A 24,413-nucleotide genomic window follows, 5' to 3' on the forward strand; every position below is an offset into this window, starting at 1 on the left:
TCCCTTAAATTCATCATCATGCCTTATCTTCCAGTATGAGTTTCGGGAAGATGCAGAGACTCTTGAGTTCGTCCAGCAGTAATTTGAAGGCGTATGATACCTCCACAGGGAATGATTCCGAGTCCTCACATATTGGACAGTACTTCTTGTCCCTTATCTTGTCATAGACTGCCACCATACCACACTCTGCACATACCAGTGCCTCATATTTGTCTGATTCATCAAGAAGTCTCTCCTTAAGGGCGAGGGCAGCTCCATGTGCGATGAGGCAGTCCCTTTCCATTTCACCGAATCTGAGACCTCCTTCCCTTGCCCTTCCCTCTGTGGGCTGTCTTGTGAGGACCTGGACCGGACCCCTGGATCGTGCATACACCTTGTCTGTTGTCATGTGGTGCAGTTTCTGGTAGTAAGCCACTCCAATGAATATTTCAGCCTCTATCCTCTCACCGGTTATGCCGTTGTAGAGTGATTCAACACCTGCACTTTCAAATCCATTTGCCCTGAGGGCCTCCTTTATGTCATCTTCGTCTTCACCTGTGAAGGGTGTTCCATCCACCCTGCGGCCCTCCATGCAGGCAGCCTTACCTGCCAGCATCTCAAGGACCTGTCCCACAGACATCCTTGATGGTATGGCATGGGGGTTTACTATGAGGTCCGGGACTACTCCGTCCTCGGTGAATGGCATGTCCTCCTGGGATACTATGAGTCCGACAACCCCCTTCTGACCGTGCCTTGAGGCGAACTTGTCACCGAGTTCGGGCTGTCTCTGTTCCCTGACCCTGATCTTGGCGAGTCTGCTACCCTCAACGGTTTCTGTGAGCAGGACAGCGTCTACTATACCCCTTTCTCCATGGCGTACAGTTACTGATGTTTCCCTTCTTCGTTCTGCCACGGTCCCGAATTCATCTATCTCTTCAAGGAAACGTGGAGGTGATGTTTTACCTATCAGGACGTCGCCTGATGACACCTCTGTCTCGGGGTTTATTATGCCGTCCTCGTCAAGGTGCCTGTAGTCGCTCTCTGACCTGTAGCCCCTGACGCCCTTCTCCGGTATCTCGAAGCGGTCCTCCTGACCACCAGGGTATCTCCTCTCGGCGGCCTCATAGGACCTGAAGAATGAGGACCTTGCAAGGCCCCTCTCGAGGGATGCCTTGTTGAGTATGAGGGCGTCCTCCATGTTGTAGCCCTCATAGGACATTACAGCAACAACGAAGTTCTGACCTGATGGTCTTTCATCGTAGCCTGTTACATCTATTATCCTTGTCTTGACTATTGGGACCTGGGGGTGGTGGAGGAGGTGTGCACGCGTATCTGTCCTAAGGTCATAGTTTGATGCGTAGAGACCAAGGGCCTGCTTGGTCATCCCCGCCTCCATGGTGTTCCTTGGTGATGAGTTGTGGTTTGCAAAGGGGATGATACCTGCACAGATACCGAGCATGGTGGATGGGTCTATTTCGAGGTGTGTGTGCTCGTCGGTGACCTCATCGGGGCTCATGGCTATGTAGGAGTTTTCTTCCTCCTCTGCATCCAGGTACTCTATTACACCCTCAGCTATGAGGTCGTCCCATGACATTTCACCTGATTCCAGCCTTTCAAGGTGTTCGTCTGTGAGTAGGGGGTCCCCGTCCTTAACTATGATAAGGGGCCTCCTGGCCCTTCCAGGGTCTGTGAATATGTATATCTCATGATTTTCAGGGTAATGGGTTATGTTCATTTCAGGGGAGACTTCTCCTGATCTTCTCTTCTCCCTCATCTCTTCAACAAATTCTTCAGGGTTTTCACAGCTCCCTATAAGCTTCCCGTTAATGTAGATTTTGGTTTTACTCACTTAACAGCCTCCCGGTGAAAAATTAGTTCACAACCCCCATCTTTTTTATGATCTCCTCCACCTCACTGGCATCTGAGCCCTCGGATATCTTTGCCAGCAGGGCGAGGTTCTTAACAAGACCACAGTTTGGACCCTCAGGGGTCTCATTAGGACAGATCTTACCGAACTGGGTCGGGTGAAGGTCCCTTGCCTCGAAGTGTGGCTGGCTCCTGCTGAGGGGTGAAACGACCCTCCTCATGTGTGAGAGTGTACCCATGTAACTTGTCCTGTCCAGCAGCTGGCTCACACCTGCCCTTCCACCAACCCAGTTACCGGTTGCAATGGCGTGTTTGAGGTTCTCTGTCAGCACATCGGATCTCACAGCCTGCTTGACGGACGGCTCCTTACCCCTCGCAAGGCTCCTCTCGAGCTGGTAGCTCATATCCCTGCTGAGACTTGTGAAGGCCACCCTTAGGAGGTCCTCCATGAGGTCGCCTGAAACCCTGAGCCTCTTGTTCGTGTAGTGGTCCTTGTCATGGGGTTTGCGCTCCCCTGATATGACCTGCAGGAGCATCTCGGTCATCTCAGCAAGGTATGTTGCCTTCTCGAGCCTCTTTTCGGGTCCTGTTCCTATATGGGGCAGGAGGTAGCGGTCTATAACGTCTTCAGCCCTTTTTATACGGTAGTCCTCGGTCATGCCCTTGGCGACCCGGTTACCGATGTACTTTATGGCGCTTCTTATGAGGTACTCCTTCATATCCTCTTCATCAAGCTCATCCATCTCCTTTTTGTTGAGGTTGAGCTTTTCAAGGGAGACCTGTATATCGTCTGCAGCTATCATCTGGTAGTTGAAGTCGTCTGATATGGCTGTGATGATTTGCTGGTCAGTTGCAAGTCCAAGGGCCCTGAGTAGTATGACAAGTGGGATTTCCCCTGGAACGTATGGGAAGGATATCCTCAGGAAAACACCGGTCTTCCTTGGCTTACGGTACTCGAGGGATATTCTGGCCCTGAATCCGCTCCTTATGGATGTTACTATTGCCCTCGCCCTGTTTTCATCCTCTTCGCCGATTCTCTCAAGGATTATCTTGTTGGGGGCTATCTCCTCCATTGTGACGATGGACCTCTCTGATCCGTTAACAATGAAGTAACCTCCCGGGTCTGCAGGGTCCTCGCCCTTCTCAATGAGTTCCTTTCTGTTGAGGCCATGGAGGTGGCATATCTCGGATTTCAGCATCACAGGCAGTTCACCGATGTACACCTTCTCAAATTCTGTTTCAGGCCCGCCCTCCTTGATGAGCCTCATCTCCAGGCTCATGTGGGCCGAGTATGTGAGGTTCCTCAGCCTTGCCTCCGTGGGATATATCTTGCTCTTTGAACCGTCGGCCTCCTTGATGAAGGGCTTCTCTATGCTAACCTTTCCTGTCTCAACCCGGTACTTTCCCTGCTCCAGTTCTATGGGTTCACTTGTATCTATTATCTCCTGTATGCGGTTACTAACGAAGTCGTTGTATGAATGGATGTGGTGGTCCACCAGGTCGTATTTATCAAAAAACGCGTCTACCAATCCCCATGCACTTTTTTTCATGGACTTCCTCCAAAACAAATTAAATGATGAAATGATCCTGCAGCGCTAATCTTAAAAACTAGTCCTGAACAAGCCTGTAAGTTACGAATTCCTCTGCAGTCGGACTTTTACGGATTATCTTCACTATATCCCCCCTCCTGGCACCTATGGCCTTGGCCACAGGGTCTGTTGTTTTTATTTTTGGAAGCTGTTCTGGATGCGCATCGAGCTCTTTAAGCACCCTCTTTGCTTCAGATTCATTCAAAACTACGTGTTCCGGAACCAGCTGGTGTTTCAAGATCTCCCTCTTCACAATTTAGTCCTCCAGATAAAAAGTCACAGTAAAATTAGATAGCGGGCCCGACGGGAATTGAACCCGCGACCACTTGGTTAAAAGCCAAGCGCTCTGCCAGACTGAGCTACGGGCCCTCGAGGAACGCCCTGGCCGGGAATTGAACCCGAGTCGCGGGCTCGACAGGCCCGCATGATAGCCCCTACACCACCAGGGCAGGTCTCCAGAATGAGAGCATATCATGTTCTCTCGTTACCTGCTTATATACTTTTCCATTGCTGTATGACATACATGTTATGAGTTCTATTTTTCTGGTATTTAAAGCTTTCACACCATTTTGTGAAGTCCCGCCTGCCGGACTTGAACCAGCAACCCTCGGATCTACAGTCCGATGCTCTGCCAATTGAGCTAAGGCGGGTTGATATACATCGTTGGACATGATGTATATTTAAGCTTTGTGGATGGGACCACCCGGATTTGAACCGGGGTCTCAGGCTCCCAAAGCCCAAAGGATCGACCAAGCTACCCTATGGTCCCTTTCTGAAGCCCCGGACGGGAATTGAACCCGCGACCACGAGATTACAAGTCTCGCGCTCCACCAGACTGAGCTACCGAGGCATTTCCAATGTTAGTAACTACTCATTTATATAGTTTGTGGTTAGGGTTGCATGGATTCCTCAAGCACCCTAACTGCTGGAAGCTCCTCCCCCGCAAGTAAACTTATGCTGGCGCCGCCGCCGCTGCTGATATGGTTTATCCTGTCCTCAAAGCCCATCTTCACGGCTGCAGCAGCGAGGTGACCACCACCTATTATTGAGAAACCCTCTGATGAGGATATTGCATTCAGTATGTCCTCGGTCCCTATGCTGAATTCAGGGTTCTCGAATACACCTGCAGGTCCATTTGCAAAGAGGGTACTGGCCTCACGTATCCTCCTGGCGTAGAGCTTTATGGTTTCCATCCCGATGTCCTGTATGGGATAGTTGGGTATCTTTTTAACAGGGACATCAACCCTCTTACCCTCCCTGCAGACAGCCACATCCACAGGTACAAGTATCTTTTCAGGGAAGCGCTTCTTCAGTTTCTTCGCCACCTTGATGAAGTCACAGTATCCCCTGCTCCTGATGAAGTCCATATTTACCTTACCTATCTTAACTCCGCAGCCAGCCAGGAATATGTTGGCAACAAGCCCTGTTGTGAGAACAAGGTCTGCGCTGCCGTTTTCAAGGACGTTCTTCATGACCATTATGGAGTCATCAACCTTCACCCCACCCAGGACATAGACACATGGCCTTTCAACATTCTCTAGGGCTCCCTGAAGTGTACGGAGTTCCCTTTCCATCACACGACCCGCAGCCGAGGGCACCCTCAGTGCAAAGCCAACAAGGGAAGGCTGGGACCTGTGGGCCGCCGCAAAGGCGTCATTGATGAAGTAGTCCAGGAGTGGTGCCAGCTTTCTAACCAGGTGGGTCTCTGCCTGCTCCTCAGGGTCCCTCTTGAGGACCTCCTCTGAGTAGAAGCGGACGTTCTCAAGGAGGATTATCTCACCATCCTCCAGCCCTGAGATGCTCTCCCTTGCAGAGGACCCGAATATGTCCTCAACGTACCTGACGGGCCTCCCCAGTATCTCTGAAAGTACCCGGGCATGTTGTTCCAGTGTTGTGAAATCGTTCTTTCCGGGCCTGCTCTGGTGGGCCATCACAATTGTCCTGGCACCCCTCTCTGAGAGTTCCCTTATGGTCTCTGAATGTAACCTGATCCTTGTATCATCGAGTATGGTCCCATCATTGGGGTCAACAGGCGAATTTATGTCAACACGGACAAGTACGGTCTTTCCCGTAACTTCAATGTCATCCATGGTTTTAAATTTACAGGACACCTGGATCACCATCAGACTTTGCTTACAAGGTCCAGAAGGGCGTCCCGTGGACTTTCAGCCAGGATAATTCCTGATGCAAGTAGAACACCCTCGGCCCCCAGTTCAACAGCAGCCTTCAGGTCATCGCCTGTGGATATTCCTGCACCGCAGAGCACACTGACTTCAGGGTTCACCCTCCTAACCGCATCAACACTTCCGGTTATAACCTCAGGTTCGGCCTTTGACACCGGTATCCCGGATCCTATGAGTTCAGGTGGTTCAACAGCCACGAAGTCAGGTCCAAGGGCGGCGGCAGCAGCAGTTGTCATGACGTTGTTTGTGCACACCACCGACATCATCTCAAGTTCCCTCATCCTTGATACAACCCATTCGATGTCTGCAAGCTGCATCCTCCTCTCGGAATGGTTTATGAGGGTACCATCTGCACCTGAGGCCCTGGCGCACTCTGCAAGGACGCTCCCTGTGTGTCCACCTGCATCAACGGGGTCTATGTGCTGTGCCAGTACAGGTATTTCCACAGCCCCACTCACCCGGTGGAGATCCATGTGCTGCGGTGCCACAGCCATGTTAACGCCGGTCTCATCTGCCACCTCCTGGCATGTTGATGCAAGTTCAAGGGCTCTTTCACCTGTTGATTCGAGGTATGTTTTAAAATTCAGTATGACGATGGGTGTGTCCTTCAACTCCAAATCCTCCAGCATGATTGTAATGGATATCTCATAGTATGACTGAGGTGCATTATAAAAATATGGTGGATGGTGCTGATCTGCCGGGTTTGGTTTTTTTGTTTGTCATATACTCATGTTGTGGCTGTGCCGGGCAGAAACCATATTATTGGTGAAAAGGCAGTAAAAAAATAAAGCGTAAACATTATACTACATGTTGTAGGTCTTAACAACGGTTGTTGCGCGACCACAGGTTGCAGTATAATGTTTACTTCCATAGCGTTTGGTTACCAGTGACGGTTCAAAGCTTGTCCACCGATCCTCTGAGTAGACGTGGAGCCACCTGTGCCTTGATGATGCTGAGGTTGCACCCTGCACGACCTTAACCTTGTAGCCGTTTGCTGCAAGTTTCCTGGCAGCCCAGTCAGAGAGTCCCCAGCAGTCCCCGTATCCTGTCTTCTCAACGCCTTCAGCTGTGTGTGGGCCGCCTGATCTGTGGTTCAGGTTTTTGTTGATGTAGGATGCAAGCTTCTCAAGGCCCTCATCGCCCTGGAGGTCATTGAGTTCCTCGGAGCTCACAGCCCTTGTGTACGCTTTTCTGGCTGTTGTGGTGTAGGCTGCATGGCCCCTGTATTTTTTCCTTGTCTTTGTCTTATAGGCAGCCTTTGTTCTGTACTTCTTCTTTGTTGAAGTCCTGTAGCTGTACTTCTTTGAGGTGTCCCTTGAAGCATGGACCTTTGTGTACCTCTTGTACTTGGATGCCGCATCAACCTTTGGGAGGGAAGTGGACTTTGCTGTTATCTTATCGCCACCGGCTTCTGAAAATCCCATCTCCCCGATTGGTATGGTACTCACTGCTACTGCAAGTGCAAGCAGAGCGAGGTAACGCGAGTGTCTCTTAATCTTACCGCCTCCACTGATGGCGGGGTCTACCCGCCGACCTTACCATGAACCTTAATCACATCACAACCATATATAAACCTTTGTTTCCAGAATAAGACAAAAAGGCTTATATAATGCTTTTTTTACCATTCGGAGGACTCTGATCAAGAATTGATGACAGGCCCTCGATAATCTGTTAAAAGGCCTTATTTTTCTTGAATACGGAATATGTGGCCTTGGAAAAGCATAAAAGTCTTTTAAATCCAATTAGAACTGCACTTATAATTAAGGGCATTTTAATAGATCTGATTGCATCAGAGACTCTTCATGGGCCTTATAATCTGAAAAGAAGGATTTTAAACAATTAAAAATGGGGACATTTAGAGATTATATTCTCATCATTTCTGCAGGTTGTGGATTGGATGCACATGATTTGTCCCCTTACATAATTTATAAATGGAGCCCGGAAGTGCAGAAGAAATTGAAGGCGGAGTTCATGTTCTTACATATATTATTTAAATGGAGCTACAGAAATCATATCGAAGAGAGATGGAAAAATGTGAGAGATGGGTTGGCAATGTACCTGGAAGAATCTCAGAGAAGGAGAATGGAGAGGATGGGATACCGCTTCGTGGGAGAGCACAGACACTCAGCGGTTAAAACTTGCCTCTGGACAAAGAAGAGCATAGTCAACGAGGGAGCATGCTACAAAGAGAAATTCTATGGAATCAGGAGCCACAGATGCCTCCAGATGTCTCCAAGTGTGCCATTCTGCCAGCAGAAATGTCTGTTCTGCTGGAGGGACCTCTCATCAACAGGAAAAACATGGGATGGCCCCCATGATGAACCGGCAGATATAATTGAGGGGGCAATAGAGGCGCAGAGGAAACTGTTATGCGGATACCTTGGCAACGAAAGAGCAGATAAAATCAAGGTGATGGAGTCTCAGGATCCGACAAATGCAGCCATATCACTTGCAGGGGAACCGATGCTCTACCCTGACATGGATGGACTCCTGAGGGAATTTCACAGGAGAAACTTCACAACGTTCCTTGTAACCAATGGACTGGCACCCATGAACCTTGAGAAACTTTCTGAGGAACCCACACAGCTCTACATATCCCTCGACGCCCCTGAAAGGGACACCTACGAGGAAATCTGCAGGCCACAGGTACCTGGGGCCTGGGATCTTCTCAAAGGTTCCCTTGAACTCATGCCATCATTCAACTGCAGGAAGGTCATCAGAATCACAGCGGTGAGGAACATCAACATGAAGGATCCTGAGGGCTTCGCCAGGATGATAGAGGCGGCCAGGCCAGACTTTGTTGAGGTGAAGGCCTACATGTACATAGGCTACTCACGCAGACGCCTTGATATAGAGAACATGCCCCTCTTCTATGAGGTCCATGAATTTGCAGAGGAACTTGCAGCTGCATCTGGAATGGAAATTGTGGATGGGTCACGGGAGAGCAGGGTGGTTCTTCTGGCTTAGGAGACCAGCATTAAATAATTCCTCCACGATAATTAATAATGAGGTGGTAATTTATGAGGCAGGCTATTCCATTACTGCTAATAGCATTCCTTGTGGCCGCCCCCGTATTTGCGGTTTCAGGGTTTTCTGTGACACTGGGGGAGGCCACAAACAGCAATCCATCATACAAAAGTGCCGTGATGGATTACTTCAAATCAAAGACAGATAGGGACCTTCAGGGTGCCAATGTTAAGGTTGTAACAGCATCAGAGGTCAACGAGGTTTCAAGGGGGGTAACTGGCCGTGTATATTCACCATCGCAGATACTGTCCTGTGCAATGGTGGACCTCTCCTACAGGGACGGGATCAAGGTCTCGGTGGATACCAGTAAGATACGGGTTGTAACACCTGAAATGTATGCAAGCGCCCTCAGGTCATCCGGGATAGATCGTGGCTACGTTGTTGTAACCTCCCCGGTACCTGCATCAGGGGAGGCTGCACTTGCAGGGGTCCTGAAATCATATGAGGTTGCAGTTGGAGAGCAGATACCAGAGGAGGCCAAGAGGGCATCTGTTGAGGAGATATACCTCCAGAGCAGCCTTGTGAACGAGACCAACACCACAGGGGATAGGGTGGCTGAGCTCTTCGATGAGGTTAAAAACAGGACCCGGGATCAGAACCTCCAGGACCCCACAGACATACAGAGGGTCGTGGTTGATGTATCACAGCAGATGAACATTAACCTCACAGATACACAGGTCCAGCAGGTGGCTGATTCGGTTGCAGCATCACAGAGGGTTCAGGGAAACCTCACAGAATTCAAACAGAGGCTGGAGGGTGTTAGCCAGCAGGTCGGAGGGTCAGGTATACTGGACCAGATATACGCCTTCCTGCAGAGCATCTACAACTATATCATGGGGATCGCATCCCCATAAAAATTTTTAGAGTGCAGTTCATGGATTACCTTCCGGAAACGGACCCTTAAATCAGCAATCAGGGACCATAATATATATTGAGGATTATACAATATCTCCTAATTATGTTGATAGCTCAGAATAACCTTCAGTTCATCCTGGAAGTTGCATTGATAATCCACGTCGGCATAATTCTGCTCTTCAATGTGGTGGCGGTGCCCCTCAGCCTTGTCATGTTCCTGGGCACAGTCCTGACAGTAATACTCGCACTTATATTCTCAGCTGACGCAGCATTCCTTCTCCTACCCTTCCTATCACACCATGAATTCACCCACCCATTCGGGCCCTTCGCGGTTTTATTCTGGGTTACAATGGTTGCATCCTCAAACCTCCTCACAGAGGCAGGTATAGGATCAGCATCCGTTAAGAAGCTTTCCCTTCTACTATTCTTCGTAATAGCCATTTCCGGTGGACTGATGCACAGGTCATTCCTGGTGCTCTGGCTGCTGGGATGGGCCTTCGGTTATCTTTTGATGTCAAAGAGTTTCAGGAGGAGCACTAGAATAACCAGAAATTCAGTCATATCATTCATCCTTGCGGGTGTGGCTGGATTCGCCCTCCTTGAGTTCCTCTCAAGGGTCCTCAATAAGAGTGTTCTGAGTCCAATGCTGAGGATCACTAGGCTCGAGGAGAACACGGTTCCAAGCCTTTCACTGGTACTTAAAAATACGACCTTCTGGGGGCATGTGCAGGGTTCCTGTTACTGGAAATCTGCCTGCCTGGGCGGTGCCGATGGATACATCACTCTGCCCGTAACCATGATCCAGAACCTGGGGCTCCCATACCACATATTCTATGGGGTCCTGGTGGTTAAGAAGGACTACATTGACTACATGCTACCCGGTATATTTGCGGTGGCCTTTGATGCAGGATTCTTCGGGCTCCTGTTCCTCCTATCATGGGTCATGATCGTCACATTCTCTGGTTTAACGGTTCTAAGGAAATATCAGGAGCAGAGGCTTAACGGTAGCAGGATGTATCTTGGGAGAGAGGCTCTCCTCATAGGGTCCCTTGCAGCTTTCCTTTCACAGAGCATTGTGGGACTCTTCATATTCAACAGGTCATTTAACTCAGCAGCCCTCCTGACCTATATAATAATATCGGCCCTTGTCATGGCCCACACAGTCACCGTTAAGAGGACCATCCCCTGATGAACTAATGCACATAAAAACAGATGCTGCAGGGATAGAAAAAATCATAAAAGGGTAGAATTCAGGCATTTAATGTCTCAGAAAAAATCAGAAGGGGAGAATAGAACTTAGAGGGTCTTTGATATCTCCACAGCCTTCTCAGCAGCCCTCTCGAGGGACGTCTCGAAGGGGATCCCGGCCTCCCTGAGGATCCTCTGACCCTCCTCCTCATTGGTTCCGGTCAGGCGTATCACAAGGGGGACGTTTCTCCTGGCATCCCTCAGGGCGTTCACAACACCCCTGGCAACATCATCGGCCCTCGTTATACCGCCAAGGACGTTCAGGAATACAACCCGCACTGAGGGATGGGATATGACAAGGTCAAGGGCTCTCCTTATGACGTCCTCTGAGGCACCACCACCGATGTCGAGGAAGGTGGCAGGTTCCCCACCCTTCAGTTTTATGAGGTCCATTGCGGTGAGGGTTAACCCTGCACCGTTGCCTATAACCGCAACATCTCCGTCGAGCTTTACGAAGGCAAACTCCTCAGGCTCATACTCATCCATTTCCATAAATTCTCTGTGGCGGTAAATGGAGTCGTCATCCACCTCCAGCTTTGCATCAGCTGCAATGACCTTATCCCCTGATATTACAAGGGGGTTTATCTCTGCAAGCCTGGCATCGTACTTCCTGAAGAGATGATACAGTTTCCAGATCACTCCACCAACCGGGGGTATAAGTTCACTTTCAAGTCCCATCTTCCTTGCGATCTCCCTGGCCTCATAGGGGAGGAACTCATCGAGGGGGTTTACATGGTAGCGCACGATCTTCTCGGGGGAGCTTGCTGCCAGTTCCTCTATATCAACACCACCCTCTGCGCTGGCCATTATGAGGGGCTTCTTCGCTGTCCGGTCAATGACGGCACTCACATAGAGCTCCCGGTCTATGGGTATCTTCTCCTCTATGAGGACCTTCTCAACTGCTTCACCACGGACCTCTGATGAAAGGAGGTCCCCTGTAACCTCGGCGGCAGTGGAGGGGGATGCGAACCTTATACCACCTGCCTTCCCCCTCCCACCTGTAAGGACCTGGGATTTGACTGCAACCTCACACCCCAGTTCAGCGGCTATCCTTTCAGCTTCTTCAGGGGTCTCTGCAACACCTCCACGGGGCGTGTTTATACCCTCGGCCCTGAATATCTCCTTGGCGCTGTACTCATAGAATTTCATCTATTTCCCTCCAATAAGTTCACGGCCGGCCTGGAATGCCATGAGGTTCTTCTCCTCGGTGCCTGGCGGTACGCTGTCCTTTATGGCCTCCTCAGCGGCCCTGACGCTAACGATCCCTGTTGCCTCGGTGAGGGCTCCCATCATGACCATGTTGGCGACGATGGTTATGCCAACCCTTTCCTCGGCTGTTCTTGTTGCAGGTGCCCTGAAGTATTGAACATTCCGTTTCCTGATGAAGTCCTCTATTTCAGCCTCAACAACCATATCAGGGTCAACTATGAGGGTCCCTCCCATCTTGAGGTCGTCCATGTATGTCATGAGGGCCTGATGGGACATGGCAACGAGTATGTCCGGGCTCTGGACCTTGGGGTAGTCTATTTCCTGGTCACTTATCACAACCTCAGCCCTTGACGCCCCTCCCCTGGCCTCGGGACCATAGGACTGGGTCTGAACGGCGTATAGGCCATCATAAAGGCTTGCAGCCTTGCCAAGGACTATGCCTGCAAGTATAACTCCCTGTCCACCGAATCCAGCTATTCTGATTTCTTTCCTCACTTTAATCATCCCGGTAAGCTGTTCTTGTTGCAGGTGCCCTGCCTGACTTCTCATCGACCATACTGCAGATCTTTTCGCAGAGTTCAGGCTGAGGCCTGTTTACAAATTCTCCAACCATGATTTTACCCTCAACCTCATGGGGCTCCATCTTAAGGGCCTTCCTCCTGTTAAGGCTGTTCTCCTTCATGAATTTCATCATCTCCACCGGGGAGCGCATCCTGTTCTTCCTCCCGAAGTAGGTGGGGCACTGGGATACAGCCTCTATGAATGAGAAACCACGATTCTTCAGCCCCTTCTTTATGGAGTTTGCAAGCTGGAGGGGATGTGCGGTGGTCCATCGGGCTACATAACTTGCCCCTGCGGCGGTTACAAGTTCTGCAAGGTCAAAGGGTTCTTCGAGGGCCCCGTATGGTGCTGTGCTCCCATAGCTCCCCTCTGGAGATGTGGGGCTTATCTGACCGCCGGTCATCCCATATATGCTGTTGTTGATACAGATCACCGTCATGTCGATGTTCCGCCTCGCACCATGGATGAGGTGGTTACCCCCTATGGCGGCGGCGTCACCATCACCTGTGAATACAACCACGTCGAGGGATGGGTTGCCGAGCTTGAGACCGGTTGCAAAGGATATGGGCCTTCCATGGGTTGTGTGGAGTGAGTCACAGTTAACGTAACCTGGAATCCTTGAGGAGCAGCCTATACCTGAGACCATGGCAATGTTTTCAAAGTCAAGGCCAGCCATCTCCATGCCCTTGAAGAAGCTGTTGAGGACTATTCCATTGCCGCAACCTGCACAGAATATGTGTGGAAGCCTCTCCCTTCTGAGATACCTTAGGTAAGGGTTTTCTCTTTTCTCCATCTAAACACTCCTATCTGTTCATCTTCCGAATCATATTGAGGATCTCCTCTGGCCTGTGTATCTCTCCACCAATCTTTGGGAGGAGTTCAACCTCAGCCATCCCTGCGGCAACACGCTGAACCTCATAGAACATCTGGCCGAGGTTCATCTCAACCACAAGGAGCTTCCCGGATCTCTCTGCAGCAGCCCTCACTTCCTTTTCAGGGAAGGGCCATGGAGTGTTGATCTTCAGGTAACCTGCCCTGACACCCTCCTCCCGGGCCATCTTGACGGCGGTTGCAACTGAACGTGAGGGGGCTCCATAGGAGATAACAGTTATATCAGCATCCTCTGTCAGGTCCTCATGGACATCGGTTATCCTGTCCCGGTGCCTGAGTATCTTGTCACAGAGCCTCTTAACCAGTCTGTGATGTCCCTCGGGGTTTGATGCGTCCGGGTAGCCCCTCTCATCGTGTGTTAACCCCGTTACGGGTATCCTGTAGCCGTCACCAAAGGCTGGCATCTCCGGGACACCATCCTCCGGGGCCCTGAAGGGGAGGAACTCTTCCGGGGGAACTGAGGGACCCCTCCTTTTCCTGATCTTCACACGGTCTGGTATGGTTATCTTCTCCCTCATGTGGCCCACTATTTCATCCCCCATGACCATCACCGGAACCCTGTATTCCTCTGCAAGGTTGAAGGCACGGACCGTGAAATCAAAGCACTCCTGCACAGATGAGGGGGAGAGTGCTATGATCTCGTAGTCCCCGTGGGAGCCCCACCTTGCCTGCATCATGTCGCTCTGGGATGCCATTGTGGGCTGTCCTGTTGATGGTGAGCCCCTCTGGACGTTCACTATCACCAGGGGCGTTTCTGTCATGGCGGCGTATCCCACGTGCTCCTGCATGAGGGAAAACCCGGGTCCTGATGTGGCGGTCATCCCCCTGACACCACTCCAGACAGCACCGATAACAGCCCCCAGGGCCCCTATCTCATCCTCCATCTGTACAAAAACACCACCTTCCCGGGGGAGGAGTAGGGCCATTTCCTCTGCTATCTCGGTTGATGGGGTGATGGGGTAGCCGGCGAAGAACCTGCAACCTGCCTTTATGGCTCCACGTGCGCAGGCATCATTTCCCTGAATGAAGTACTCTTCAGTCATCTTCATACACCACTATCGCCTGATCTGGGCAGAGGAGCATGCAGAGCTTGCATCCCGTGCATTCTTCCAGATTCTTGGGGACTGGCTCATGCACACCCTTCCTGTTGAGTTCCTCTGATCTAACATAGACCCCTTCGGGGCAGAACTCCCTGCATATGTCACATCCCTTACAGAGATCTGAATCTATCTTTATCATGGTCATCTTCCATCATGGTTCTTATCTTAGCTTTGCCTTCAGAATTTAAATAATTAATCAAGATAATATTATCTATAAATCAAATTATAATAATATCTCGTGTTTCCCTTCAAGGGTAGGGGAGTCAAATACTGGTCCACCAGTACATAGCTATCTGTTCTGCATAATTTTATCCGATCAGTGCAGTCATGATGAGCCGGGTCCACCAGCATATAGCTATTTTGCTCAGTCCTCTATGTACATCAGCGGGTATTTGAGTTCCTCTATGTACTCCATACGGACTCTGATCCTCTCTGAACCGCACTCCACGGTCAGCCTCACACTTAGCATCTCCCCTGTCAGGGACACGTAACCGAATTCCCCGACAGTTTTTCTGATCATATCCCTGTCTATATGGACCTCAGCGTCCCTGATGGCTGGCTGAAGTTTTATGGATTCACTGATGGCACTCTCAAGTCCATCGGCTGTCCTGAGGCTGACAGGTGTCCCGGTGAACTGGTGGAAGAGGGCCCCCATACTTATGCCTCCCTCAAATATGGCCCTCTCCCTGTCTGAAAGGTTTGAAAAGTACTTCTCTCCAGGTTCCTTCATATCAAACACCTTTAACTCTACTTACTTCAAACGCCGAGGATGTTGTTGAATTCCATGAGCCTATCAGATATGAATTCTGGTGGTATGGGGAACAGGTATCCCAGCACCAGGAATACGGTCAATCCGATGACCGCGGCAAGGAGGAACCTCCGGTCCTCATCAACAGGGTAGAAGTGTGTAACCAGGAGCCCTGCAGCTAGGAAGCCAAGGATTATCAGGATGGCGTAGTAGCCCTTGGGGTTGTCAACCCGGATATTCCTCTGGTATGGCTTTATATTCTCCAGGTGACACTCAACTATCAGCCGCTCCCTGGTGGATCCCAGGGGGTGGCATGTTATGAGGAAAAGTTTAGCGCCCTGATTCACTGGCATCTGGTAGGATGCAGGTACGATGAATGAACTGTTGACGCGGTATTCAGCGAATCCTATGGACGGCCAGTTCAGGTATACCCTGTCCCCTGCCCTGAGTTTATCCAGGTGGAGGAATGGTGATCCATAGAGGGTCCTGTGCCCGAAGAGTATAACGGTCCGGTTTCCGGGAGGGTAGGACATGGGTTCATGGTACACCCCATAGAAGACTGACCTGTTGTTGATGGTCTCTGTGAGGTTTATGGATGGTATTTCAATAATAGGAACACTGACGTCAGGGCTGTGAACGGTTACCTGGGATGAATAAAAACTCACCTCAATGAGGGCGTAGAGGGATACTATGAACATGCCGGTGATTATCAGAAGGGTTGATGCTCTCATTTTCTGAAAAATGAAAAGTTTTGTGGTTGGATCAGCGTATGATCCTTGTGTATGCAACTGCGGCGGCTGTTACCAGCACACCAATCACAAGGGGCCCGTAGGGAGCACCTGTTTTAGCTCCTGAAGTGGACGGTGTTGATGGGCCTGTGGATCCAGAGAGGGTACCTGGAGGATAGTATCCGCTGCCAGTTGAGCCATTACCACTGACCTTGGCTGGCCATTCATAGGTGTAGACAAACCTCTGTGATGTCTCTGGTTCCATGGTGACATCCCAGGCAGCCACCTGTGTACCCACAAAGAGGTCGTCATCCACGAAGGCCTTCGGGCTGCTGTATATGAGCTTGGAGTTGGCAGGGGCGATTGGGGCCCTAACTATTCCGGAGACTGTTTCCTCATCAAGATTTACCAGTGTGAATCCGAAGGTGCCCTTCCAGTATTTGAGGTCAAGTGATGGGTTCAGCACCTCTATCTCATTTGGCATGAACCAGGAGGCCATGAGACCTGGTTCGTTTATGAGGGGCCAGTAGTTACTGTCATCAGATTCAACGTTTATGATGTAGCTGGGTATCTCCCCCATGTCACCTGTGGCCTGAAGACCGAAGGAGACGGTCTTTGTTTCCCCGGGTTTTATCTTCCATCCGTAGTCCCCTCCAAGCTGGGGGGTCCTTGATTTAACCATCTTGACCGCTGCAGGGTCTGTCCACTGGATGAGCCATCTTATGGTGCTGTTCTCAGAGAGACTTCCCTGGTATACCTGCCCTATCTTGAAGTACTGGACGTTGTTGTCGTTATTCTTTATCCTGACGGTGATAACTGCGGTGAGGTCCTTCAGCCTGAAACTTGTCGCCTCTGGCTTCTCCTTGACCCAGGTCTGCTTTGCAGCTGAGCCGGTATCTGAGACTCCCATGACAGAAATAATAAATATTGTCAGTATAGCCATGCACAACCATTTTTTCATAAACGTCCCCACACAGAATATTAAATAAAAGTTTAATAAATTTTTTGATTAACCGTATATACGTTGCAGCTCCTGTATCATCCACTGTGGTGCATTCTGTGTTGGCACTGTAAGGATTATGCTGTTCATGTTCTGTATCAGGAACAGGACATCCTCCCTTGGAACCTCCAGTATGATGAGGTAGTTGGTGTCCAGTTCACCGAGGTTTGATGATCTCTCATAATCTGATAGCCTTATACCATAGTTCTGGAGTATGGCGTTGATCTCTGCCTCATTGAGACCGCCGGATGCAGCTGCCCTTAAGAGCTGTTCAACATCCGTTGATGAGGCCCTCTCGTTTTCACTCTGTGACGTTATACTGTTCAGGGTCAGTCTCTGGGTGTTCAGTATTCGTGCATCAACGGCTCCGCTGTCCTTTGAGCGGAGAATTGCAAGCACAGTGGCACCACTTATACGGGGTGTTGATGCCGCCGGCGATGAGTTGTTCCCGGTCGCATTCTGGTTTAGGTAGACGTCCACCATGTCCCCAACACTTATAAGTCCACCGGCAGCCTGCAGCCTGGTTATCATGATGGGGACTGCAACCGTGTCAGGTGTCTGGATCTGTGTGTTGGCAAGGACTGTTGCATCTGCCTGGCTCACAAATTTCTTGGCATCGTCCACCTTCATTATAACACGCTTTTCCTGATCGTTATCGGTGTAGTTCACCATTACCCTGCCCACGCGGTCCTTCTTGATGTTTATCTGCTGGTTCTGATAGGTGCGCCAGGACTGGGTGGCTGGCCCCACAACATCAACTGCAAGGGCCTCCTCAGGCGTCACCGCGGCGTCTATCTGGGCAAGTATGGCCTGTTTCTGCGGATCAGTTGCAAGGGGCCCCTTGAAGAGGGCGTCAACCTCAGCGATCTTTGTTGCCTTGGCATTCTGCAGGGTCTCCTGGTATGGCTGGTAGACCAGGAAGTAGTACCCTGCCCCTGCAAGCACAAGGATTATGAGCCCGAATACAAGGGCGCCGATTATGGTTCTCTGATCCTCCTCGGGTATTCTCCTACCTATACCCCCTGAAGGACCATCTGGCTTCCTGGGGGGTGGTGTGAGTCTTGGCCTTGGTTTCTCACTACCTAGCCGCGGCTTTTCACCACCCTTAAGGGGCTTCCTGGGGGCCTTCTGATCTTCTGGCTTCTCAGGAGGCTTCAGTCTGGGGCGGGGTTTGGGCATGGGGCGGAGTTTTTTCTTATCAGACCCACCACCGCTGAATTTACCCACAAGTCCCTTCAGTTTACCCCCAATGTCAGAATCACCTTTACCTTTATCATTTTTACGGAGATCAGGAGGATTATTCTTCTCCCTATCATTACCCTTAATCTTGTCCAGCATCTAGATCACGTCTCTTTTAGATATTATAGGTACTGCAATATAGGTCAAAGTAGCGATGAAAAGTATAATTGCCACGGGACCTGCGACAACCCTGGCGACTCCTAGGATTTCTCCGGTTGCAACCGAGATTATGGCTGCGATTATCAGTATGAGGGCGACAATGGCCCCCCTATCACTCACCTTAGGGTATTCTATGCTGCTTATCATTAGAACCGAAACTAAAACCATTATGGATGCAGCGCTCAGTTCACTGTAAAATCCCGTGAGATAAAATGATGATACTATAACGGCCGCTACAGGTATTGGCAGACCCGTGAAGTTCTTCCCACCCCCTATGAGAACATTGAACCTTGAAAGTCTCAGTATACCACATAATACTATTAAGAGACCCACTAATATATTAATATATCGAAAATCAGCAGCAGCTGAATACATGAGAATTGAGGGGGCGACACCAAAGGAGATTACATCCGAAAGGGAATCCATGTTTTTACCGAATCCGTGGATGTCCCTTCTTCCTCTTTTCCGCGCAACCCATCCATCAAGGGAATCAAATAATACTGCCATGAGCATCATTATGCATGCAGGTTTGAGGGCGCCGTTAATGGATAGCAGAATGGAAAGATAACCTGAGGATGCATTTAACATTGATAAAAGATCGGGAAGGGCTATAAATGAGGTTATTTTCTTATCGTTCATGAGCTGCCACCTTCTTATATTCACAGTCCATATACCTTCTCACTCTGGATTGAACCTTGCAACAGCAGTCTCCCCAGCCATGGGCCTTGAACCCGTCCTCACAAGCACCTCACAGTTCTCAGGGAGTACGAGGTCCACGCGGGAGCCGAATCTTATCATACCTATACGGTCGCCCCTCTCCACATATTCACCCTCTTCAACGTACTGCACGATTCTCCTTGCAACGAAGCCCGCTATCTGGACAACACCAACGTTTCCATAATCTGTTTTTATCACAATTAAGTTTTTTTCGTTTTCAGTCAGTATCTTCGAACGGGCCACTCTGAACCTTCCATCAACATGCTCGGTGTATACAACCCTACCAGAGACAGGGGCCCTGTTAACATGGACATCGAAGGGTGACATGAAGGTACTTATGAGGATACCACCACCCCCATCAGGGAATATCCTGTCAATGAGGGGGTAGTCTGATCCAACCACTTCTATCCTGTCTATCTTACCTGAAAGGCGCCTCCCATCGGCTGGGGCAACAATGAGGTTCTCATCAGAGGGGGGTGTCCTCTCGGGGTCCCTGAAGAACTGCATCATGAAGGCTATAAACGTGAACATGAGTATGCTTATGGCGTGGTAACCAAGTAGCAGGGGAATGGTCGCCACACTCACAAGGAAGCTGACCCTCTTTGTAACACCCTTTACAAACAAATAACTCACCTGAACATCTGGATAGGATTCACATGGTTTTCTCCATGGGCCATGTGAGAATCTCAGAATGTGAATATTCTGGTGAAAGATATATATACTCATGTACTGAAGAGTAAATGTAATCCAAGTTAAAGATTAACTTCCCTCTGAGAGGGTGAACTTCATTCATGAGTTCCTTCTGGTAGATGTGATGGTGATGATAGAGAGTAAGATAAAGGTTCTCAGAAAGGCGGCACAGGTCTCAACGGCCCAGAGTTCAGATAGGTTGTGGTGTGTCATTGCAGGTAATGAGGATATGGTTAACTCTGTGGCATATGAGGCAATATCATCAAGGGACCTTGTAAGGATAGTCTTCAGGGAACACGTTACCATCAGAGACTCCTTCTTAAGGAAGAGGTTCGACCTAATCATGCTTTATGGTGACAGCAACAAGATAAGGGACCTTTCACTTATCTGTAAGGAGAAGGGGGGAGCCTACATTAAGATAGCCCCCTACTACGTTGAGAATGAACCCAACCTTGTCCTTCTTGTTGCACCTGAGAACTATATGAAGAAATTTGCAGGTGAAGCTGAAAAGAACGATGTGGGTTTCTCCTTCATACTTGAAGATAAAACAAGCGGTTTCATCGAGACTGACGTTTATCTAACAGAGAAGCTTCCTGCAGTAATAAGGAACATCATAGACCCCCTCTTCAAGGTTACAGACGTTGTACTTGTAACACTTCTCATCTCTGTCCATGAAAGGGGGGACGTTGAGAGGATAGCTGAAATAGCATCCCGTAACAACATATTTGCAGTTGACTTTAAAGACATATTTGAGGAGGAGTGACATGTTTTCATTTGGAAAGAAATCTGAAGAAAAACCTGAAAAGAAGAGCGCCATCACCAACACCCTCGGGATAGATCTGGGTACACTCAACACTGTCGTTGCCAAGCCGGCAGGGGATAAATTTGATATCTACAAGATCCCATCTGTGGTGGCTGTCAAGAAGGATGACCCATCCTATGTCCTTGCAGTTGGTGAAGAGGCAAAGATGATGCTAGGGAGGACCCCTGAGGATATAGTTGCAGTGAGACCACTGAGGAAGGGCGTTATTGAGAGTGTGGCTCAGGCAGAAGCCCTGCTGGTCTATGCAATGGAGCTGGGTGCCGGTGACTCTGATTCCATAGACCGGATAGTTATAGGCATACCCGGCGACGCATCAGAGGTGGAGAGGAACGCCGTTGAGGAGATAGGAAGGAAGGCCGGAGCCAGCTACGTCCTCGTTATAAGTGAAGGGCTTGCAGCAGCCATAGGGGCGGGTCTTCCAATAGCCGAGGCATCAGGGACCATGGTGATTGACATCGGCGCCGGTTCAAGTGACATCGTGGTGATATCCCTCGGCGGGATAACTGATATCCAGACAATAAGGGTTGGTGGAGACGACATAGACAGCAACATAGTGGAACTTGTTAAGGATAAATTCAATGTTGAGATAGGCATCCATGAAGCAGAAAAGGCAAAGATAGAGGTCGGAATGGTCAAATGCGATGAGGACCTTGAAAACCTCAAAACAGTGGTCATAGGAAAGTGCATGGAAACCAACAAACCCAAAAAGGTTGAAATCGATTCAGAGATGGTTGCAGAGGCAGCTGAACCCGTTGTGAAGGGTATCGTAAACTCCATCGCAGAGGTCCTGGAGAGGCTCTCACCCGAACTCATATCCGGGGTTTACAACAAGACAGTGGTTGTTGGCGGAACATCACAGCTGAGGGGTCTTAAGGAAAGGATCTACGATGAGGTGGGTATCCCTGTGGAGATATCAGATGACCCAATGACGGTGGTTGCCAAGGGAGCCGCGATAGTTGCTGCAGAGCCAAGGGCCCTCGAACCAGAGGTAAGGCTCAAGGCCATGAAATAATATTTTTTTAGACTTGAAGGGGCCTCGAGCGGATGAAGGTTCTCGGGATTGATGAGGCTGGAAGGGGACCGGTGATAGGCCCCCTGGTTGTCGCTGGTGTGATGATCCCTGAGAGGAAGTTCTCCATACTCCGCAAGATGGGTGTGAAGGACTCCAAGAAGCTCACACCAGAGAGGAGACGGTTCCTTGCAAGGAAGATAAGGAGAATATCCAGGGTATTCACGGTTAAGATCTCGGCCTCTGACATTGACAGAATGCGTGAAATGGGCTTCAACCTCAATGAGATAGAGAAGATAGCCATAAAGAGGATAATAGCAGAGGCCCGGCCTGACCGTGTGATCATTGACTCGGTGGATGTTAAGCCAGAGAGGCTTGAGGAGGAGATCCGGTCACACTTCGGGGAAATTGAGGTCACTGCAGAGCATGGTGCAGATACAAGGTACTACCCCGTGGCTGCAGCATCCATAATGGCCAAAGTCGAAAGGGACCTTGAAATAGAGAAAATAAAGAAGAAGAACAGGAAACTCGGTGATATTGGGTCCGGTTACCCGGCTGACCCGCGCACAAGGAAATTCCTAGAATCTTTCACATATGAGGAACTGCCAGGGTTTGTAAGGAGGTCCTGGGCAACAGTTCAGAGGAAGAAGCAGTGAATGAAGTGCCCTGGGGGGTTATGGCAGATTTTAGGGGATGAACATTCAATTAAAAGGCCAATTATGTCAAGTATATTGTTTTTGCTGGCGACTCTAGGACCTTGGGGCCAATATCTATTTCTTTAATCTTGCCTTCAGCAGTGTCGTGATTGCACAGTGTCCTTCGCAGCACTAGATTGAAACCACTATTCTTAAATAGACATCGATTATAATATCCCATCAGGTGAGGCAGAAAAATGTTTCTCGATCCGGTTATCAACTTTTTCGGCACAGTGCTTGAGATGTTCCGTAGTGGTGGTGTTATCACCTACATCATAGCACTGATAGGAATCTATGGATTCATCACAGCACTTGAGAAGATACACTACCTGAGGAAGATTTCACGTGTAAGCACTCCCCAGATAATAGGGGCTGTCAATGAGTCCATGGAGAAGGGCGGGGCCCTGGAGGCCCTCAGAGAGATAGGCCAGTACCAGAACCCCGTATCCAAGATAATATCAGAGGCCCTTAAAATAGGGTACCGTAACCGTTCAGAGGTTGAAGATGCCATGGAACGGGTGTTCATCGTGGAGATGAGCAACATGACCAGGGGCCTCGGGACCCTGAGGACAATCATAGAGGTGGCCCCCATGCTGGGTCTGATAGGGACGGTTATAGGGATATGGTACACCTTCAGGGCCCTGGGGGTTAACGCCGACCCTGCTGCAATGGCTGAGGGTATCTATGTGGCCCTGATAACAACAATACTCGGACTCGCCGTTGCCATAATCCTGATGCCACTGTACTCATACATAACAGGAAAGATCGATGATGAGATAGACAAGATTGAGCTCATAAAGAAGATGACAAACTGGGGCTACGCTGTTATGAGGATAAGGGTTGATGATGATGTGGAAGACGTGGTGAAGGCCCTCATGGAATCCGATGGCGTGGTGAGTGTCCGGGTCGTTGATGAACCCGATGCCAATTTGGTGGTGGCATTCAAGCCAAGCATGCTTGAGAAGAGCATAAACAACATTATAATTGAAAGGTGCGGTAGGAGTGCCGAGATCATTGAAAGTAAGCTGAGACAGTGATAGGATGGTTCTTGATACAGAAAGGTACAGGAACAAGGTACACGGGAAGCCCAGATTCAACATGGTTCCCTTCATTGACATACTCTTCACAATACTGATCTTCCTCGTTGTAACAGCAACATTCTCTGGAGGGGGGGCTGGAGAGGCATCTGGAAAACCTGAGATAAGTGAGAACACAGGGCCCTCAGAGTACTACCTCATCCCGGTGGCAGGCCTCAGGAGGGTCACCGTGAACGGCGTTGACATGTCGGACCGCATAAGGAACGGTGCGGTTGCCGTCCACACCAGGGTCATAGATGAGGGGGAAATAATAATAAGGCCAAGGGAGGGGGCCATAATAATAACCACACCCCCTGACCTTCCAGTTGAAATGGCTGTGAGGACACCCTCCTAGTCATTGCCTTCATGTTCACATAAAAAAAATTTGAAGTGGTGGTTTTTTTGTATCTTGGAAGAATACTTGCAGTCGGAAGAAACAGTAAGGGCTCCTTTGTGGCATACAGGGTTTCAAGCAGATCATTCCCCAACAGGACAACCAGCATACATGAGGATAGGGTGGCAGTTGTCCCTGTTGAGGGACATGAGGGGGACGTCTTCAGGAACCCATACATAGCCTACAACTGCATAAGGATAGTTGGTGATACTGCGGTTGTATCCAACGGCTCCCATACAGACACCATTGCAGATAAGGTGGCTCTTGGCATGAACCTGAGGGACGCCATAGGCCTTTCACTCCTTGCAATGGACTATGAGAAGGATGAACTCAACACACCACGCATAGCAGCGGCAATCAACGGATCAGAGGCATTCATAGGCATAGTGACTGCAGACGGAATAAGGGTTAGCAGGGTCCCTGAGGACACAGCAATGTACATCTCCACCTATGAACAGACAGAGCCAGCACCCACAGAATTCGATGCAGGAAGCCCGGAGGAGGCAGCTGAATTCATACTCAACAGGGGGGTCTTTGCCTCCTTCACCCACCCGATTACAGCCGCAGCTGCATTCAATGTCGGTGACGGATGGAAGCTGGCAGCAAGGGAGTAATAAGGGTGCTTGA

Annotated in this window: 26 protein-coding genes and 5 tRNA genes; 9 read left to right on the plus strand and 22 right to left on the minus strand. The window is 49.8% G+C overall.

The window, feature by feature from the left end; translation table 11 throughout:
* Positions 1-16: 16 nt before the first annotated feature.
* From rpoB to DNK57_RS05955, 11 genes are all read right to left on the minus strand, one after another.
* On the minus strand, positions 17-1,828 hold the full coding sequence (gene rpoB, locus DNK57_RS05905; RefSeq protein WP_192962081.1) for a DNA-directed RNA polymerase subunit B: 1,812 nt from the start codon (positions 1,826-1,828) through the stop codon (positions 17-19).
* A gap of 22 nt (positions 1,829-1,850) precedes the next feature.
* Positions 1,851-3,395, minus strand: coding sequence for a DNA-directed RNA polymerase subunit B'' (locus tag DNK57_RS05910; RefSeq protein WP_192962082.1), 1,545 nt, complete (start codon positions 3,393-3,395; stop codon positions 1,851-1,853).
* Between the two features lie 58 nt (positions 3,396-3,453).
* Positions 3,454-3,687: a DNA-directed RNA polymerase subunit H gene (locus DNK57_RS05915; protein ID WP_192962083.1), complete on the minus strand. Its 234-nt coding sequence runs from the start codon at positions 3,685-3,687 to the stop codon at positions 3,454-3,456.
* Positions 3,688-3,729: 42 nt separating this feature from the next.
* Positions 3,730-3,803: transfer RNA gene (locus DNK57_RS05920), tRNA-Lys, on the minus strand.
* 8 nt (positions 3,804-3,811) lie between these two features.
* Positions 3,812-3,883: transfer RNA gene (locus DNK57_RS05925), tRNA-Asp, on the minus strand.
* A gap of 128 nt (positions 3,884-4,011) precedes the next feature.
* Positions 4,012-4,084 (minus strand) — tRNA-Tyr (locus DNK57_RS05930).
* Positions 4,085-4,128: 44 nt separating this feature from the next.
* Positions 4,129-4,203, minus strand: a tRNA-Pro gene (locus DNK57_RS05935).
* A gap of 7 nt (positions 4,204-4,210) precedes the next feature.
* Positions 4,211-4,284: transfer RNA gene (locus DNK57_RS05940), tRNA-Thr, on the minus strand.
* Positions 4,285-4,324: 40 nt separating this feature from the next.
* Positions 4,325-5,545 (minus strand): phosphoglycerate kinase, encoded by a 1,221-nt coding sequence (locus tag DNK57_RS05945; RefSeq protein ID WP_192962084.1) that lies wholly within the window; start codon positions 5,543-5,545, stop codon positions 4,325-4,327.
* Between the two features lie 11 nt (positions 5,546-5,556).
* Entirely contained in the window at positions 5,557-6,246 is a 690-nt protein-coding gene (tpiA, locus tag DNK57_RS05950; RefSeq protein WP_192962085.1) for a triose-phosphate isomerase, read from the minus strand.
* Positions 6,247-6,420: 174 nt separating this feature from the next.
* Positions 6,421-7,065, minus strand: coding sequence for a transglutaminase-like domain-containing protein (locus tag DNK57_RS05955; RefSeq protein ID WP_320056870.1), 645 nt, complete (start codon positions 7,063-7,065; stop codon positions 6,421-6,423).
* Between the two features lie 604 nt (positions 7,066-7,669).
* On the opposite strand from DNK57_RS05955, the gene twy1 reads away from it, so the two are divergent.
* From twy1 to DNK57_RS05970, 3 genes are all read left to right on the plus strand, one after another.
* The gene (gene twy1 / locus DNK57_RS05960; RefSeq protein WP_192962310.1) at positions 7,670-8,584 is read left to right on the plus strand and encodes a 4-demethylwyosine synthase TYW1; all 915 of its coding nucleotides are present in this window, start codon (positions 7,670-7,672) and stop codon (positions 8,582-8,584) included.
* A 53-nt stretch (positions 8,585-8,637) separates the two neighbouring features.
* Entirely contained in the window at positions 8,638-9,498 is an 861-nt protein-coding gene (locus DNK57_RS05965) for a DUF1002 domain-containing protein (RefSeq protein ID WP_192962086.1), read from the plus strand.
* A gap of 104 nt (positions 9,499-9,602) precedes the next feature.
* Positions 9,603-10,688, plus strand: coding sequence for a hypothetical protein (locus tag DNK57_RS05970; protein ID WP_192962087.1), 1,086 nt, complete (start codon positions 9,603-9,605; stop codon positions 10,686-10,688).
* Between the two features lie 107 nt (positions 10,689-10,795).
* Here the strand turns inward: DNK57_RS05970 and sucC are convergent, their stop codons facing one another.
* From sucC to DNK57_RS06025, 11 genes are all read right to left on the minus strand, one after another.
* Complete coding sequence (sucC, locus tag DNK57_RS05975; protein WP_192962088.1) at positions 10,796-11,896, minus strand: ADP-forming succinate--CoA ligase subunit beta; 1,101 nt, start codon at positions 11,894-11,896, stop codon at positions 10,796-10,798.
* Positions 11,897-12,451 carry a 2-oxoacid:ferredoxin oxidoreductase subunit gamma gene (locus DNK57_RS05980; RefSeq protein WP_320056871.1) on the minus strand — a complete coding sequence of 185 codons (555 nt, stop codon included), beginning with the start codon at positions 12,449-12,451 and terminating at the stop codon, positions 11,897-11,899.
* Position 12,452: 1 nt separating this feature from the next.
* Positions 12,453-13,310: a 2-oxoglutarate synthase subunit KorB gene (gene korB, locus DNK57_RS05985; protein ID WP_192962090.1), complete on the minus strand. Its 858-nt coding sequence runs from the start codon at positions 13,308-13,310 to the stop codon at positions 12,453-12,455.
* A gap of 10 nt (positions 13,311-13,320) precedes the next feature.
* Positions 13,321-14,451, minus strand: coding sequence for a 2-oxoacid:acceptor oxidoreductase subunit alpha (locus DNK57_RS05990; protein WP_192962311.1), 1,131 nt, complete (start codon positions 14,449-14,451; stop codon positions 13,321-13,323).
* On the minus strand, positions 14,444-14,647 hold the full coding sequence (locus DNK57_RS05995) for a 4Fe-4S dicluster domain-containing protein (RefSeq protein ID WP_192962091.1): 204 nt from the start codon (positions 14,645-14,647) through the stop codon (positions 14,444-14,446). The genes DNK57_RS05990 and DNK57_RS05995 overlap by 8 nt, the downstream gene beginning before the upstream one ends.
* 225 nt (positions 14,648-14,872) lie before the next feature.
* Positions 14,873-15,238 carry a dihydroneopterin aldolase family protein gene (locus DNK57_RS06000; RefSeq protein ID WP_192962092.1) on the minus strand — a complete coding sequence of 122 codons (366 nt, stop codon included), beginning with the start codon at positions 15,236-15,238 and terminating at the stop codon, positions 14,873-14,875.
* A 26-nt stretch (positions 15,239-15,264) separates the two neighbouring features.
* Complete coding sequence (locus DNK57_RS06005) at positions 15,265-15,987, minus strand: class E sortase (protein WP_192962093.1); 723 nt, start codon at positions 15,985-15,987, stop codon at positions 15,265-15,267.
* A gap of 31 nt (positions 15,988-16,018) precedes the next feature.
* A complete protein-coding gene (locus tag DNK57_RS06010; RefSeq protein WP_226891099.1) occupies positions 16,019-16,894 on the minus strand; it encodes a hypothetical protein in 876 nt (291 codons plus the stop codon).
* A gap of 99 nt (positions 16,895-16,993) precedes the next feature.
* Complete coding sequence (locus DNK57_RS06015; protein ID WP_192962095.1) at positions 16,994-18,322, minus strand: DUF515 domain-containing protein; 1,329 nt, start codon at positions 18,320-18,322, stop codon at positions 16,994-16,996.
* Positions 18,323-19,021, minus strand: coding sequence for an archaetidylserine synthase (locus DNK57_RS06020; protein ID WP_192962096.1), 699 nt, complete (start codon positions 19,019-19,021; stop codon positions 18,323-18,325). It abuts the gene before it with no gap.
* Between the two features lie 39 nt (positions 19,022-19,060).
* The gene (locus DNK57_RS06025; protein WP_320056872.1) at positions 19,061-19,732 is read right to left on the minus strand and encodes an archaetidylserine decarboxylase; all 672 of its coding nucleotides are present in this window, start codon (positions 19,730-19,732) and stop codon (positions 19,061-19,063) included.
* Positions 19,733-19,913: 181 nt separating this feature from the next.
* Between DNK57_RS06025 and DNK57_RS06030 the strand changes: the two genes are divergently transcribed.
* The 6 genes from DNK57_RS06030 (at position 19,914) to purO (ending at position 24,400) form a co-directional block, all read left to right on the plus strand.
* On the plus strand, positions 19,914-20,552 hold the full coding sequence (locus DNK57_RS06030; protein ID WP_320056873.1) for a hypothetical protein: 639 nt from the start codon (positions 19,914-19,916) through the stop codon (positions 20,550-20,552).
* A 1-nt stretch (position 20,553) separates the two neighbouring features.
* Complete coding sequence (locus DNK57_RS06035) at positions 20,554-21,624, plus strand: rod shape-determining protein (RefSeq protein ID WP_192962099.1); 1,071 nt, start codon at positions 20,554-20,556, stop codon at positions 21,622-21,624.
* 32 nt (positions 21,625-21,656) lie between these two features.
* Entirely contained in the window at positions 21,657-22,277 is a 621-nt protein-coding gene (rnhB, locus tag DNK57_RS06040) for a ribonuclease HII (protein WP_192962100.1), read from the plus strand.
* Positions 22,278-22,513: 236 nt separating this feature from the next.
* Positions 22,514-23,353 carry a MotA/TolQ/ExbB proton channel family protein gene (locus tag DNK57_RS06045; protein WP_192962101.1) on the plus strand — a complete coding sequence of 280 codons (840 nt, stop codon included), beginning with the start codon at positions 22,514-22,516 and terminating at the stop codon, positions 23,351-23,353.
* A gap of 4 nt (positions 23,354-23,357) precedes the next feature.
* Positions 23,358-23,747 carry an ExbD/TolR family protein gene (locus tag DNK57_RS06050; protein WP_192962102.1) on the plus strand — a complete coding sequence of 130 codons (390 nt, stop codon included), beginning with the start codon at positions 23,358-23,360 and terminating at the stop codon, positions 23,745-23,747.
* A 47-nt stretch (positions 23,748-23,794) separates the two neighbouring features.
* The gene (purO, locus tag DNK57_RS06055) at positions 23,795-24,400 is read left to right on the plus strand and encodes an IMP cyclohydrolase (protein WP_192962103.1); all 606 of its coding nucleotides are present in this window, start codon (positions 23,795-23,797) and stop codon (positions 24,398-24,400) included.
* The last annotated feature ends 13 nt before the right edge of the window (positions 24,401-24,413 follow it).

Source organism: Methanothermobacter thermautotrophicus, from assembly GCF_014889545.1.
Classification (GTDB): Archaea; Methanobacteriota; Methanobacteria; order Methanobacteriales; family Methanothermobacteraceae; genus Methanothermobacter; species Methanothermobacter thermautotrophicus_A.